The sequence below is a fragment of the Rhizobium sp. 21-4511-3d genome (genome assembly GCF_053522545.1).
In genome coordinates, this window is sequence record NZ_JBNWCF010000006.1 from 238,258 (window position 1) to 251,438 (window position 13,181).

Consider the following 13,181-nt stretch of genomic DNA (forward strand, 5'->3'; position numbering starts at 1 on the left):
GTCGTCGCCAGCGAAACCCGGCCGCAATCCGCAGCCGAGTTCACCAGAGACATGCCTCAGTTCTGCGCCGGCTCGACCTTGTCCCAGAGCTCGTTGAAAGCGATGCTGTCGAAGAAAGCCGTTGCCTTCACCACCTTGCCGTCCTTCAGAGTCAGCAGCCAGACATAGCTGTTCTTGTAGGAGAAGCCGTTATTGGCCGTGCCGGCGCCGTCGAAATAGGCGGTGACCATGTCGCCGTCGGCATAGACGCCGTAGATCTTGGTCGGCCGGAAGCGGTCGCTCGATTTGTTGAAGCGGGCGCCGAAGGGGCCAAGCACCTTCTGCATCAGTTCGGCCCGGCCCTTCGTGGTGCCTGAGGCCGCCGAGTTGCCGGTTATCGTCCATTCGATGTCATCGGACAACAGCGGCTGCAGGGCGCCGCCATCGCCGTTCTTCCAGGCCGTGAGGACGGCTTCGACCGTTGCCTTGTTCTTCGTTTCCATGTCCAGGTTCCTTGTCTGCACCGCTGAAGTCTTTGCCGGTTCGGTAGCGGCTGCCGGAGCGAGCCCCATCAGTGCCACCAGCGCGCTGGCGGCCATGGTTCGAGCGAAATAGGTCGACATATGCGATACCCCCGTTGTTGAAGATCCCGTCGACGCAATGCGCGGCACCGCTGCCGTGGGATCCGCATTGCTGTGAAAGGAAATTTAGTGAGGGGTGATTACTGGGTCTATGCAGCAATATCTGCATGGGATACTGGCTTTTTCCCATGAATAGCAAGCGAGCGACCCTCACCGAACTCACGGCATTCACGACGATCGTTCGTCATGCGAGCTTTCGCGCCGCGGCCGACGAGCTCGCCATGTCGCCATCGACCCTCAGCCACATGATGCGCGGACTGGAGGAGCGGCTGGCAGTGCGCCTGTTCAACCGCACGACGCGCAGCGTCGCGCCGACCCAGGCGGGAACCAGATTGTTCCGCAGCCTCATGCCGATCCTCAGCGAACTCGATGCCGCACTCGCCGATGTCGATACGTTCAGCTCGCGCCCCTCGGGAAACCTGCGGATCAACGCGTCGGAATCGGCGACGCAGATGATGATGCAGGAGATCGTTCCGACATTCGTCGAGCGCTATCCGGACGTGCATCTGGACCTCGTCACCGAAGGCAAGCTGGTGGATATCGTGGCGGATGGTTTCGATGCCGGGGTCCGGCTTGCCGAAGCGGTGCCGCAGGACATGATCGCGGTGCCCTTCGGTACCGAAGGGCAGTTCCTCGTGGTGGCGTCTCCGGCCTATCTCGAGACATTCGGCGTGCCCCGCACCCCCGACGACCTGCATAATCATCGCTGCGTGCGCTTTCGCCTTCCGAGCGGCAAGATGTACCGCTGGGAATTCGAGCGGCATGAGCATTCGCTGAAGATCGACGTGCCGGGGCCGGTGACCATCGACCATATGGGATTGATGGTGCGCGCAGCGATCCAGGGCGTCGGCATCGCCTATGTCTCGGCCGACATCGCCCGGGAAGCCCTGGCAAAGGGCGAACTCGTCGCCGTGCTCACGGATTGGACACCGCCCTTTGCCGGGCAGTGCCTCTATTATCCAAGCCATCGCCTGGTTCCGCCCGGCCTGCGCGCCTTCGTCGACATCATCAAGGAAGTCCAGCGCAGATCGAGGCATGCCTGAGGCAGCGCCGGCGCTACGATTGCGAGGCGGCGAAATCCGTGGAAACCGATAGCGCCCGCCAGCTCTCGAGCTCGGCGCTCACCTGCTGATGCTTCGCTTCGATCGCCGCAACGGTATCGGAACCGAAGGGAATGCGCAGCGGCGGGTTCGGGGCATCGACAATCGTCAGCAGCGCCTTGGCCAGCAGCGCCGGATTTCCCGGCTGGTTGTGGTTCAGCGAGACCGCGAGCTTGCGGATTTCGCCGACGGTTTCGGCATAATCCACAATCGTGCTTTCGGTGGTCGTCAGCGACTGCGCGTCGAGGAAGTCGGTGCGGAAATAGCCGGGCTCGACGATCGTGACGTTGATACCGAGCGGCTTGAGTTCCATCGCCAGCGCCTCGCTGATCGCCTCGACTGCAAACTTGGTCGAAGCGTAGACGCCCCAAGCCGCCCAGCTGCGATATCCGCCGATCGACGACACGTTCAGGATATGGCCGGCGCGCTGGCGGCGCAGCTGCGGCAGAACCGCACGCGTGACGGCCAGCAGGCCGAAGACATTGGTGCGATAGACGGCCTCGACCTCCTTGCCGGAGATTTCCTCGATGGCGCCGATCACGCCGAAACCGGCATTGTTGACCACCACGTCGATACGGCCGAACCGCGAAACGGCCTGCGCGACCGCGTCCTTCGCCTGCTCTTCGTCGGTGACGTCGAGCTTGACGGCCAGGAGGTTCGGGCGCTCGCCGAAGCGATCGAGAATGGCCTTCGGATCGCGCGCCGTGGCGACGACATTGTCTCCGCGCTCAATCGCTTCCTTGACGAAGAGCGATCCGAAGCCGCGCGATGCTCCGGTGATGAACCAGGTTTTCATGGGTTGTGTCCTCAGGGGCTGAATGACCCCACTGGTAGACCACTTCGCCTCCCGCCTTAATCAGCCCAAACCGGCATTCCCTGCTGGCGATTCCCCAGCAATCGCCAGCAGGGTGGCCGCCTCATGAAGAAGCGGCCGATGCCGGTCGCAATTCCAGGGCGCGCGTGTGGGCGGCAGTCACCGCTTCGCGCAGGACATCGGCAAGCCGGTTGCCGCCGTTGAGCACGGCGAGCGCGGCTTCGGTCGTCCCGCCGCGGCTCGTCACCTGTTTGCGCAGCCCTGCAAGACTGCCGGGCTCCTTCAGCGCGAGTTCCCCGGCACCGACGACCATCTCCTTCGTCATCGCGAAGGCAAGCTCTTCGGAGAGCCCGAGCTGCATCGCAACTTCGGCGATGAGATCGACGATAAGGAAGATGTAGGCAGGGCCGGATCCGGAGACCGCCGTTGCCACATCGATCAGCTCTTCGCGGTCGACCGCATGCGAAAAACCGCCGAGCGCCAGCAGGTCCTGCACCACAGCCTTCTGCCCGGGCGTGACGAATGAGTTCGAGAACGACACCGTCGTCCCGCATCCGGCAACAACAGGAATGTTCGGCATGGCGCGGATGATCGGCCGGGGCCCGAGGCATTCCTCGAAGAAAGCGACGGGGACGCCGGCTGCAAAGCTGACGAAGACGGCAGACGACATCACGCTGTAAGGCGGCGTTACGGCGGCCAGCATATCCGGCTTCACGGCGAAGAAGACCGCGATGGGGTCGAAACCCTCCGGCAGCTCCGATGCCCCGGCATAAACCGTTGCTCCGGCCTGTCTGGCGCGCTCAGCGAGATCCGCGTTGGGCTCGACGACGTGATAGTCATTGCCCGTAGCATCACGGCGATCGAGCCATCGCTTCAGAAAGGCGAAGCCCATGTTGCCGCAGCCGACCAGAAGCACGCTCGCCCGCGGCGCGGAATTCGTGTTGGAACCAATGCCGGTCATTGATGAACCATCCCCGGGAAGGACTTGCGCAGGAAGGCTTTCGAGCGCTCATGACTCGGGGCGCTGAAGAAGGTGGCGGCAGACGCCGCCTCGACGATCTTGCCGCTTTCCAGGAAGAGGACGCGATCGGCAAAGCTTCGTGCGAAGCTCATTTCGTGGGTCACCACGATCATCGTCATTCCTTCCGACGCCAGCGACGCCATGACGTCGAGAACCTCGTGAACCATTTCCGGATCGAGTGCCGACGTCGGTTCGTCGAAGAGCAGAACCTGGGGCTTCATGCAAAGCGCGCGGGCGATCGCCACGCGCTGTTGCTGCCCGCCGGAAAGCTGCCCCGGATATTTGCCGCCATGAGCGGAAAGATGCACGCGCTCGAGCATCTTGCGGGCCAATGCATCGGCCTCGGTCTTGCTGGTCTTCAGAACCTTGCGCGGTGCCAGCGTCAGGTTTTCGAGAACGGTCAGGTGCGGAAACAGGTTGAACTGCTGGAAGACCATTCCGATCACGCCAGCCAGAACGCTGGCATTCGCACAGTCGCTGTCCAACCGGCGCCCAGCGATCGAAATCTCGCCCGAGACCCGCTTTTCAAGTCCGGCGATGCAGCGGATCAAGGTCGACTTGCCCGATCCAGAAGGCCCGCAGATGACGAGCTTTTCGCCCTTGCCAAGCTCGACATTGATATCGGACAGTGCATCGAACGTGCCGAACTTCTTGTTGACGTCGCGCACGGTGACGACGGGCGCATCGGTTGCTTGCCGAGCTGCAGGGCTCATGATCTTGCCTCCCAATAGGGCTTATTATGAAGCGCTTGCCGCACCGGGGCCGATGGGACCGAGCCTGCGCGCTTCGAGGAAACGGAAAACCTGTCCGGCAATCGAGCCGAACACGAAATAGAGAAGTCCGGCGACGGCAAAGACCTGGAAAGGCGCGTAGGTCTGCGCGACGATCGAGCGGGCGGCGCCCGTGACATCCATCACCGCGATCGCGCTGGCGAGCGTGCTGGCTTTCATGACGAGGATGAATTCGTTGCCGATCGCCGGAAAGATGGAGCGGTAGGCCTGCGGCAGAATGATGTAGCGCAGCGTCTGCCATTTGCTGAAACCGAGCGTCTGCGCGGCCTCGCGTTGTCCCGCCGCAACGCGCTGGATGCCACCACCGACGAGGGCGCCGGTGTAGGCCGCGGAATTCAGCGCGATGCCGATCGTCGCACAGACCAGCGGAGCGATCAGGAACGGCCATATGACAGTCCCCTTGAGGAGGGTCAGCCTTGGAAGGCCGTAGTAGATGATCAACAGCTGCACCAGCAGCGGAGTGCCACGCCAGACGAACGTGTAGATGCGGGCCAGCGTCTTGGCGGTGGTCGAATTTGAGCTGAGTGCGATGCCGACAGGCAATCCGAGGATCTGGCCGAACGCAAAGCCGAAAATCGTGAGCGCGATCGTCGTTCCGAAGGCTGCCAGGAGCGGCATGAATGTGGAAGCGAAAATGTCGAAATTCATCTGCATCCCCTAGACGAAGCGTGCTTTGACGGATCGCTCGAGAAGAGCGATCGACAGCACCGATATCGCGGTGATCACGAGATAGATGGCGGCGGCGACCAAATAGAAGGTCAACGGGCTGCGCGTCGCGTTGCCCGCCACTGCCGCACTGCGCATCACGTCCTCGATGCCGACGATGGAGACGAGAGAGCTGTCCTTCAGAAGGATCAGCCACTGGTTTCCAATACCCGGCAAGGCGCGATAGGCGACCTGCGGCAGCAGGATGCTTTTCCAGAGTTGCGCTTTGCTGAGCCCGAGAATCTGTGCCGCTTCGAACTGGCCGCGGGGAATGGATGAGATGGCGCCGCGGAAGATCTCCGAGGCATAGGCGCCGAAGACAATGGAAAGCGCAGCAGAGCCGGCCCAGAAAGCACTGATCTCGACGTGGCCGCCGAAGAGGCGGCTGAGCGCAACCGTGCCGCCGTAGAACAGCACAAAGATGATCAGCAGTTCCGGAAAGCTTCTGACGATGCCGGCATAGGCACCGACGAGGCGCTTCAGCCAGATATTGTTCGACACGGCCGCAATTGCCGCCGCGACGCCCAGGCCGGTTCCGATGACGAGACTCGTCACCGAAACCTTGACCGTTACCAATGCACCGTCTGCAAGCAGCGGCGCATATTTGAGGATATCAACCACGACGATCTGGCCTATTCGATGTTATAGGCAAACCAGTGCTGCCGGACCTTGTCGTACGTGCCGTCTTTGCGGATGGCCGCCAGGCCGTCATTGATGACACGCAGGCGGCATTCGTCGTCCTTGCGCAGGCCAAAGCCGTAGCCGTCTCCGAAGAGCTTGTCGTGCAGTTCCGGTCCGACGAAGGCGTAGGCTTCACCGCCGGCGAGTTTCAGGAAGCCTTCGGAAAGGCCAGGGGCATCGTTCAGGGCAAAGTCGAGACGGCCTGTCGCCAGGTCCTGGGTCATGCTGTCCTGGCTGTCGTAGAGCTGCAGCGTCACTGCATCGCCGAAGGACTTCTTCATGTAGGTTTCGCCGGTCTGGCCGCGCAGCACGCCGACGGTCTTTCCGGACAGGAATTCCTTCGTCAGCTGGAACTCGGCATCCTTCTGCCCGACGAAGCGCGCCGACGGATTGGCGTAGGACTGGCTGAACGCGATCTGCTTCTTGCGCTCGTCGGTGATCGACATCGCCGCCGAGATCGCGTCGATACGGCTCGTCACCAGGCTCGGGATCAGAGCGTCGAAGTCATTGATCACGAAGCTGCAGGTGGCGTTCTGCTGGGTGCAGATCGCCTTGATGAGGTCGATCTCGAAGCCCTTGGGCTCGCCGCTCTCGTCACGAAACGCGAAGGGTGCAAATCCGGCATCGGTTCCGAAGCGGATTTCCTTGCACTCCTGCGCCACGACCGGCGACGCGATCAGGCCGAGCATTGCGGCCAGAACGACATAGTTTCGCATGTAGTTTAACCTCCCGTGGATGCGTTCAAGGCGTAGCGCCTTAGAACGGACGATTGTTCTCCGACGCCATCAACTGGGCGACCCCCTCCGCCGCAGTCGATCCGGACGCCTTGAGATTTGAGATGACCCTGTCCTGCAGCTCGGGCGCCTTGTCCTGCCCGAGCTTGAAGGCGCCTTCGAGGGCGGTGACTTCCATGCGGAAGGCAACGACGCCAGAGGCGATGCGGTCGATATATTCAGCGGACGGGCCCGGATCCCACGCTGTCTGATACCGGTCCTCGAAGTAGTGAACCGTGCGCATCAGGACGCCGATGATCTCACCGACGTCGTGGATCCATTCGATCTTGCCGGTCGCCTGTACCGTCACGTAGTTCCAGGTCGGGACAAAGGGGCGCACGCCGTACCATGTCGGCGAGATATAGGCGTGGGGACCGTTGAAGATCGCCATCGCCGGCTTGTCCGCATCGGAAGCGCTCCATTGCAGATTGGCCTTGGCGAGATGCGATTCCAGGATCAGCGTATCAGGCCCCTCCGACAGGACAAGGAACGGGATCTGCGTCGCAAACAGCCCGCTCCCGCCACCCGTAACCAGCGTGCCGAAGCCGTTGTCGCGGATGACCTGTCCGAGCTTCTGGCGATCGGAACACCGGTATTCATCGGGGATGTACATGGCTTCAAGCCTGCGGACGGAAGGCGGAGATCAGGGGCTCGATAACATCGAGCGCCGTCGTGACGGCCGCCTGGCGCGCGTCGATGCTCTCCGGCGCCTCGAACTCGGCCACTTCGAGACCAAGAACCCGGTTGCTCGCGCCGATCGCCGAAAGCGCCTCGCGCAGTTCCGACGGCTGGAGGCCGCCCGGAACGACGTATTCGGTCGGGAAGGTCGAGGGATCCATGACGTCGCAATCGATATGAACCCAGATCGGATGCGAACCGATGGCCTTCTGCAGCTTCTCGATGAGACCCGGACCCGGCGGGATGATCGTCGCGCCGGCTTCGCGCAGCAGTTCTTCTTCGGGCGGATCGAGATCGCGGGCACCCACCAGCACGAACTGATCCGGGCGCATCTCCGTGCCGAAACCGGTATGCCAGTAGCCGCTCGCGCCGGTCAGCGTGATGCCGCCGAGATAGCGCGTGGTCGTGGTCTCCGGCGTATTGAAATCACCATGCGCGTCGAACCAGACGATCCGCGCATCCGGGTGCAGGCGGTGAACGACGGGGATCGTCCCGAGGCTGGTGGCGCACTCGCCGAGGCACAGGATCGGAAACTTGTTGCCCAGGAGGCCGTCCTCGATATGGGCAGCGGCCTTGGCGATCAGCGGCCGCGCCTGTTCGAGCGCGAAAGTCCAGTGATCGTCCAGTGGCTTCGACGGCGTGCCGTGCAGCGCAGCCGGAACACCAAGCTCGCGCTCCAGCGCCTTCGCCAGCAAGCCGGCGCCGATCATGCCACCGGGGCTACGGTCGGAGATGCGGCCCTGGATGGCGGCAACCGAAGGCTTTCTAGACGAATTTTCCACTGGCAATCTCCTTAAAAATCCACAATCGGATACATTGGATCCAATGTTGACGGTGTAGCCGGAGCGTGTCAAGAACGTTTTTGAAAATTGTTAGACAGACCCATCCGGACACCGAACGAGGCGACATACGAGCCAATGCCAACGCTTGCCGAGATTGCCGCACGACCCCGCGCCCGCTTCAAGACCGCGATGGAAATCGCCGTCGAAGGCCTCCGCGAAGCGATTCTGGAAGGGGCGATCAAGGCCGACTCCCCGCTTCGCCAGGAAGAGCTCGCAAAGGTTTTCGGGGTAAGCCGGATGCCGATCCGCGAGGCGCTGCGGCAGCTGGAAGCCGAGGGGCTGGTGCTGTCGGCACCTCACCGCGGCGCCGTTGTTGCCGAGCTGCTGCCCGCCGAAGTCCGCGAGATCGACCAGATCCGCTCGGCGCTGGAAACGCTTGCCCTCAGCCTGTCGCTACCCCTCCTCACCGACCGCCAGTTCGAGGAGGCCGAAGCGATACTCGACCGGATGGAGGCATGCCAGGATGCGGCGAAGTGGACGGCGCTGAACGAGCAGTTCCACAACAGCCTCTACGCTGGCACGGCATCGCCGCGCCTGAAGACGCTGATTGCCGGCCAGTATGTGGCGCTGGCGCGATATTCGAATGTTCACGTCGGCGCACTGGATTACCGGCGCCGCGCCGATGAGGAACATCGCGGGCTTCTGGAAGCCTGCCGCACACGCGACATCGCTGTCGCAACGTCGGCCCTCAGCAAGCACATCCGGGCAAGCGGCGAAGAGATCGCGAAAGTGCTGGAAGGCAGCCAGCAGGGCACATGAGAGCGGCGCCTCAAGAGCCTTCGGAGCCGATCACAGGTGGGTTTGGTCCCAGCCGTCCTTGACGGTTTCCATGGCCGGGTTGGTCGAGGTGCTCGCGACATGCGGCAGCGTCGAGATCTTTTCGCCGAGGACACGGCGGTATTTGGCGATGTCGCGGGTGCGGACCTTCAGCAGATAGTCGAAGCGGCCTGCGATCATGTGGCACTGCTCGACCTCCTTGATCTTCTTGACCGCATCGTTGAAGCTCTTCAGCGCGCCTTCGGTGGTATTCGAGAGTTTGACCTCGACAAAGGCGACGTGATCGAGTTCCATCTTGGCAGGATTGAGCACCGCCCTGAAACCTTCGATATAGCCTTCCGCCAGCAAGCGCTTGAAGCGAATCTGGCAGGGTGTATTCGACAGGCCGACGCGGGCAGCAAGGTCCGTGATGGACATTCGGCCGTCTTCCGAGAGGGCCTCCAGTATCTTCTTGTCGAACTGGTCAAGTTCACTAAAATTTGCCGCTTCTCTAGTCATGGCGCCTTCTCGAATGGGAATAGAATAGACGATTGCCACTGGATGATGCCGAAAGCAAGTTAGATCGACCTGAACCGGTCATGCTATGCTGCGCTTGCTGGTGACAGAGGGCTTTCGAGAAGCCCGAAGGCGCCGGCTTTTGGACGTTCAACAACCTTCGCCGCTAGGACCTTCCATGCTCAAAGACGTCGCCGACAACGCCTCCGGATCGAACCCGAATTCGCCCTTTGCCCAGTTTGCCCCGCCGATCCGCGAGCAGTCGGAGCTTCGCAAGGCGATCACCGCGGCCTACCGGCGTCCTGAGACCGAGTGCCTGCCACCGCTGGTCGCGGCCGCCAAGGTTCCCGACGATCTGAAGACGACGATCCGCGGCACGGCGCGCAAGTTGATCGAGGCGCTGCGCGCCAAGCACAAGGGCACAGGCGTCGAAGGACTGGTCCAGGAATATTCGCTGTCTAGCCAGGAGGGCGTCGCCCTCATGTGCCTTGCGGAAGCGCTGCTGCGCATTCCCGATACCGCGACCCGCGATGCGCTGATCCGCGACAAGATTTCCGAAGGCGACTGGAAGTCCCACGTCGGCGGCGGTCGCTCGCTGTTCGTCAATGCCGCGACCTGGGGTCTCGTTGTCACCGGCAAGCTGACCTCCACGGTCAACGACCGCAGCCTGGCGGCCGCGCTCACCCGTCTGATCGCCCGCTGCGGCGAACCGGTAATCCGCCGCGGCGTCGACATGGCGATGCGCATGATGGGCGAGCAGTTCGTCACCGGCGAGACCATCGACGAGGCGCTGAAGCGCGCCCGCCCGCTGGAGGCCCGCGGCTTCCGCTATTCCTACGACATGCTGGGCGAAGCCGCGACCACGGCGAAGGATGCCGAGCGCTACTATCGCGACTATGAGAACGCCATCAACGCCATCGGCAAGGCCGCCGCCGGCCGCGGCATCTATGAAGGCCCCGGCATCTCCATCAAGCTCTCGGCGCTGCATCCGCGCTATGTGCGCGCACAGTCGAAGCGCGTCATGGAAGAACTGCTTCCCCGCGTCCAGAAGCTGGCGCTGCTCGCCCGCACCTACGACATCGGCCTGAACATCGACGCCGAGGAAGCGGACCGCCTGGAGCTCTCGCTCGACCTCCTGGAAGAGCTCAGCTTCGATCCGGCGCTGAAGGGCTGGAACGGCCTTGGCTTCGTCGTCCAGGGATATGGCAAGCGCTGCCCCTTCGTGATCGACTATATTATCGACCTGTCGCGCCGCTCCGGCCGCCGGATGATGGTGCGCCTGGTGAAGGGTGCCTATTGGGATGCCGAGATCAAGCGCTCGCAGCTCGATGGCCTCTCGGATTTCCCGGTCTATACGCGCAAGATCCACACCGACGTCGCCTATGTCGCTTGCGCCCGCAAGCTGCTTGCGGCCACCGATGCGGTCTTCCCGCAATTTGCGACGCATAACGCCCAGACGCTGGCGACGATCTATCATCTGGCCGGCAACGATTTCCAGGTCGGCAAGTACGAGTTCCAATGCCTGCATGGCATGGGCGAGCCGCTCTATGACGAAGTCGTCGGCAAGGACAAGCTCGACCGCCCCTGCCGCATTTACGCACCGGTCGGCACGCATGAAACGCTGCTCGCCTATCTGGTCCGCCGCCTTCTCGAAAACGGCGCAAACTCCTCCTTCGTCAACCGCATTTCCGACCCGAAGGTCTCGGTCGACGACCTGACGGCGGATCCGGTCGACCTCGTCGAGGCGATGACGCCGCCCGGCAAGCCGCATGATCTGATCTCCCTGCCCGACGATCTCTACGGCGCGGAACGTCGTAATTCCGCCGGTATCGATCTGGCGAACGAGGCGGAACTGGCGCGCCTGGGCGGCAACCTGTCGAAGACTGTCACGATGACCTGGCATGCCTTGCCGCTTCTGGCGGACGGCGACACGCAGGGTGTGACGCGCCCGATCCTGAACCCCGCCGATCACGGCGATGCCGTCGGCGAGGTGACCGAGGTCGAACCGGCGGCCGTTGCGAAGATCGCCAAGCTGGCGGCGATCGGCGCCACCGAATGGGCCCAGGTCTCCCCGGCCGATCGCGCGGCCTGCCTCGATCGCGCAGCCGATATCATGCAGTCGCGCATCGAAACGCTGATGGGCGTCATCATGCGGGAAGCCGGCAAGTCGGCGGCGAATTCGATCGGCGAAGTGCGCGAAGCGATCGACTTCCTTCGCTATTACGCCGAGCAGGCCCGTCGCACGCTCGGCCCCTCGCACGCCCCGCTCGGCCCGATCGTCTGCATCAGCCCGTGGAACTTCCCGCTGGCGATCTTCACCGGCCAGGTCGCCGCGGCGCTCGTCGCGGGTAATTCGGTCATCGCAAAGCCGGCCGGCGTGACGCCGATCGTCGCTTTCGAAAGCGTCAAGATCCTGCACGAAGCAGGCATCCCCCGTCATGCCCTGCAGTTCACGCCCGGCGACGGCCCGCTCGGTGCCGCGCTGATCGACGCACCGGAAACGGCTGGTGTCATGTTCACCGGCTCCACCGGCGTTGCCCGCCTCATCCAGGCGCAGCTCGCAAACCGGCTTTCGAACTCGGGCAAGCCGATCCCGCTGATTGCCGAAACCGGTGGCCAGAACGGCATGATCGTCGATTCCTCGGCTCTCGCCGAGCAGGTCGTCGGCGATGTCATCGCCTCGGCCTTCGACAGCGCCGGACAGCGCTGCTCGGCGCTTCGCGTGCTCTGCCTGCAGGACGATATCGCCGACCGCACGCTCACCATGCTGAAGGGCGCATTGCAGGAGCTGTCGATCGGCCGCACCGACCGGCTGAGCGTCGATGTCGGCCCTGTCATCACCGCAGCGGCGAAGGCAGGCATCGACGGCCATATCGAGAAGATGAAGGCGCTCGGCTGCAAGGTGGAGCAGCTGCCGCTTCCCGAGACGGCCAACCTCGGCACCTTCGTGCCGCCGACGATCATCGAACTGAAGAAGCTCTCCGATCTCGAGAAGGAAGTGTTCGGACCGGTGCTTCACATCATCCGCTATCGCCGCGCCGATCTCGATCGTCTCATCGACGATATCAACGGCTCCGGCTATGGCCTGACCTTCGGCCTGCACACGCGCCTCGACGAGACGATCGCGCATGTGACGAGCCGGGTGCAGGCTGGCAATCTCTATGTGAACCGCAACATCATCGGCGCCGTCGTCGGCGTCCAGCCCTTCGGCGGGCGCGGCCTTTCCGGCACGGGTCCGAAGGCGGGCGGTCCGCTCTATATCGGCCGCCTCGTGCAGAAGGCGCCGGTGCCGCCGCAGCACAGCTCGGTCCACACAGACCCGGCGCTTGCCGATTTTGCCGTCTGGCTTTCGGGCAAGGGCAAAGCGGACGATGCCGAAGCCGCCCGCGAGCTCGGCAGCCTCTCGGCCGTCGGCCTGCAGAAGGAGCTCGTCGGCCCCGTCGGCGAGCGCAATCTCTACGCCCTCCATCCGCGCGGCCGCGTGCTTCTCGCCCCGTCCAGCGAACGCGGGCTTTACCGGCAGATCGCTGCGGGTCTCGCGACCGGCAACCAGCTCGTCATCGACGAGGCCTCCGGCCTTCGCCAGACACTGAAAGACCTGCCGGGCAGCGTCGCGCATCGCATCACATGGACCTCGGACTGGAACAAGGATGGTCCCTTCGCCTCGGCTCTCGTCGAAGGCGATGCCGAGCGGATTCTCAAGGTCAACAAGGCGATCGCCGCTCTCGACGGTCCTCTCGTTCTGGTGCAGTCGGCAACGACGGCGGAGATCGAGAGCGATATCGAGGCCTATTGCCTGAACTGGCTGGTCGAGGAAGTCTCGACATCGATCAACACGGCTGCGGCCGGCGGCAATGCCAGCCTGATGACGATCGGCTGATCGC

General features: G+C 63.2%; 13 protein-coding genes. 3 read left to right on the forward strand and 10 right to left on the reverse strand.

Annotated features, from left to right (window positions below; genetic code table 11):
- Positions 1-56: 56 nt before the first annotated feature.
- Complete coding sequence (locus ACQZ5H_RS15565; RefSeq protein WP_449098268.1) at positions 57-602, reverse strand: nuclear transport factor 2 family protein; 546 nt, start codon at positions 600-602, stop codon at positions 57-59.
- Between the two features lie 146 nt (positions 603-748).
- On the opposite strand from ACQZ5H_RS15565, the gene ACQZ5H_RS15570 reads away from it, so the two are divergent.
- Positions 749-1,663, forward strand: coding sequence for a LysR family transcriptional regulator (locus tag ACQZ5H_RS15570; protein WP_449098269.1), 915 nt, complete (start codon positions 749-751; stop codon positions 1,661-1,663).
- A gap of 13 nt (positions 1,664-1,676) precedes the next feature.
- Here the strand turns inward: ACQZ5H_RS15570 and ACQZ5H_RS15575 are convergent, their stop codons facing one another.
- From ACQZ5H_RS15575 to ACQZ5H_RS15610, 8 genes are all read right to left on the reverse strand, one after another.
- Positions 1,677-2,516: an oxidoreductase gene (locus ACQZ5H_RS15575; protein ID WP_449098270.1), complete on the reverse strand. Its 840-nt coding sequence runs from the start codon at positions 2,514-2,516 to the stop codon at positions 1,677-1,679.
- A 121-nt stretch (positions 2,517-2,637) separates the two neighbouring features.
- Positions 2,638-3,495, reverse strand: a complete 858-nt coding sequence (locus ACQZ5H_RS15580; RefSeq protein ID WP_449098271.1) for a pyrroline-5-carboxylate reductase family protein — start codon at positions 3,493-3,495, stop codon at positions 2,638-2,640.
- Positions 3,492-4,268 (reverse strand): amino acid ABC transporter ATP-binding protein, encoded by a 777-nt coding sequence (locus ACQZ5H_RS15585; protein ID WP_449098272.1) that lies wholly within the window; start codon positions 4,266-4,268, stop codon positions 3,492-3,494. Before ACQZ5H_RS15585 ends, ACQZ5H_RS15580 begins: the two co-directional genes overlap by 4 nt.
- Before the next feature lie 24 nt (positions 4,269-4,292).
- Positions 4,293-4,994 (reverse strand): ABC transporter permease, encoded by a 702-nt coding sequence (locus ACQZ5H_RS15590; protein ID WP_449098273.1) that lies wholly within the window; start codon positions 4,992-4,994, stop codon positions 4,293-4,295.
- Positions 4,995-5,003: 9 nt separating this feature from the next.
- Positions 5,004-5,672, reverse strand: a complete 669-nt coding sequence (locus ACQZ5H_RS15595; protein WP_130281619.1) for an ABC transporter permease — start codon at positions 5,670-5,672, stop codon at positions 5,004-5,006.
- Between the two features lie 11 nt (positions 5,673-5,683).
- Positions 5,684-6,448 (reverse strand): transporter substrate-binding domain-containing protein, encoded by a 765-nt coding sequence (locus ACQZ5H_RS15600; RefSeq protein ID WP_449098274.1) that lies wholly within the window; start codon positions 6,446-6,448, stop codon positions 5,684-5,686.
- Between the two features lie 40 nt (positions 6,449-6,488).
- Entirely contained in the window at positions 6,489-7,118 is a 630-nt protein-coding gene (locus ACQZ5H_RS15605; RefSeq protein WP_449098275.1) for an FMN-binding negative transcriptional regulator, read from the reverse strand.
- Between the two features lie 4 nt (positions 7,119-7,122).
- Positions 7,123-7,965 carry an arginase family protein gene (locus ACQZ5H_RS15610; RefSeq protein WP_449098276.1) on the reverse strand — a complete coding sequence of 281 codons (843 nt, stop codon included), beginning with the start codon at positions 7,963-7,965 and terminating at the stop codon, positions 7,123-7,125.
- Positions 7,966-8,100: 135 nt separating this feature from the next.
- Here ACQZ5H_RS15610 and ACQZ5H_RS15615 point away from each other — a divergent pair, with 135 nt between their 5' ends.
- On the forward strand, positions 8,101-8,784 hold the full coding sequence (locus ACQZ5H_RS15615) for a GntR family transcriptional regulator (RefSeq protein WP_199628285.1): 684 nt from the start codon (positions 8,101-8,103) through the stop codon (positions 8,782-8,784).
- A 30-nt stretch (positions 8,785-8,814) separates the two neighbouring features.
- On the opposite strand, the gene ACQZ5H_RS15620 is transcribed toward ACQZ5H_RS15615, so the two are convergent.
- Complete coding sequence (locus ACQZ5H_RS15620) at positions 8,815-9,300, reverse strand: Lrp/AsnC family transcriptional regulator (protein WP_112711213.1); 486 nt, start codon at positions 9,298-9,300, stop codon at positions 8,815-8,817.
- A gap of 175 nt (positions 9,301-9,475) precedes the next feature.
- Here ACQZ5H_RS15620 and putA point away from each other — a divergent pair, with 175 nt between their 5' ends.
- Positions 9,476-13,177 (forward strand): trifunctional transcriptional regulator/proline dehydrogenase/L-glutamate gamma-semialdehyde dehydrogenase, encoded by a 3,702-nt coding sequence (gene putA / locus ACQZ5H_RS15625; RefSeq protein WP_449098277.1) that lies wholly within the window; start codon positions 9,476-9,478, stop codon positions 13,175-13,177.
- The last annotated feature ends 4 nt before the right edge of the window (positions 13,178-13,181 follow it).

Coding starts and splice junctions, on each gene's coding strand:
- ACQZ5H_RS15565 (WP_449098268.1), bottom strand. CDS start 602: ATGTCGACCTATTTCGCTCGAACCATGGCCGCCAGCGCGCTGGTGGCA.
- ACQZ5H_RS15570 (WP_449098269.1), top strand. CDS start 749: ATGAATAGCAAGCGAGCGACCCTCACCGAACTCACGGCATTCACGACG.
- ACQZ5H_RS15575 (WP_449098270.1), bottom strand. CDS start 2,516: ATGAAAACCTGGTTCATCACCGGAGCATCGCGCGGCTTCGGATCGCTC.
- ACQZ5H_RS15580 (WP_449098271.1), bottom strand. CDS start 3,495: ATGACCGGCATTGGTTCCAACACGAATTCCGCGCCGCGGGCGAGCGTG.
- ACQZ5H_RS15585 (WP_449098272.1), bottom strand. CDS start 4,268: ATGAGCCCTGCAGCTCGGCAAGCAACCGATGCGCCCGTCGTCACCGTG.
- ACQZ5H_RS15590 (WP_449098273.1), bottom strand. CDS start 4,994: ATGAATTTCGACATTTTCGCTTCCACATTCATGCCGCTCCTGGCAGCC.
- ACQZ5H_RS15600 (WP_449098274.1), bottom strand. CDS start 6,448: ATGCGAAACTATGTCGTTCTGGCCGCAATGCTCGGCCTGATCGCGTCG.
- ACQZ5H_RS15605 (WP_449098275.1), bottom strand. CDS start 7,118: ATGTACATCCCCGATGAATACCGGTGTTCCGATCGCCAGAAGCTCGGA.
- ACQZ5H_RS15615 (WP_199628285.1), top strand. CDS start 8,101: ATGCCAACGCTTGCCGAGATTGCCGCACGACCCCGCGCCCGCTTCAAG.
- ACQZ5H_RS15620 (WP_112711213.1), bottom strand. CDS start 9,300: ATGACTAGAGAAGCGGCAAATTTTAGTGAACTTGACCAGTTCGACAAG.
- putA (WP_449098277.1), top strand. CDS start 9,476: ATGCTCAAAGACGTCGCCGACAACGCCTCCGGATCGAACCCGAATTCG.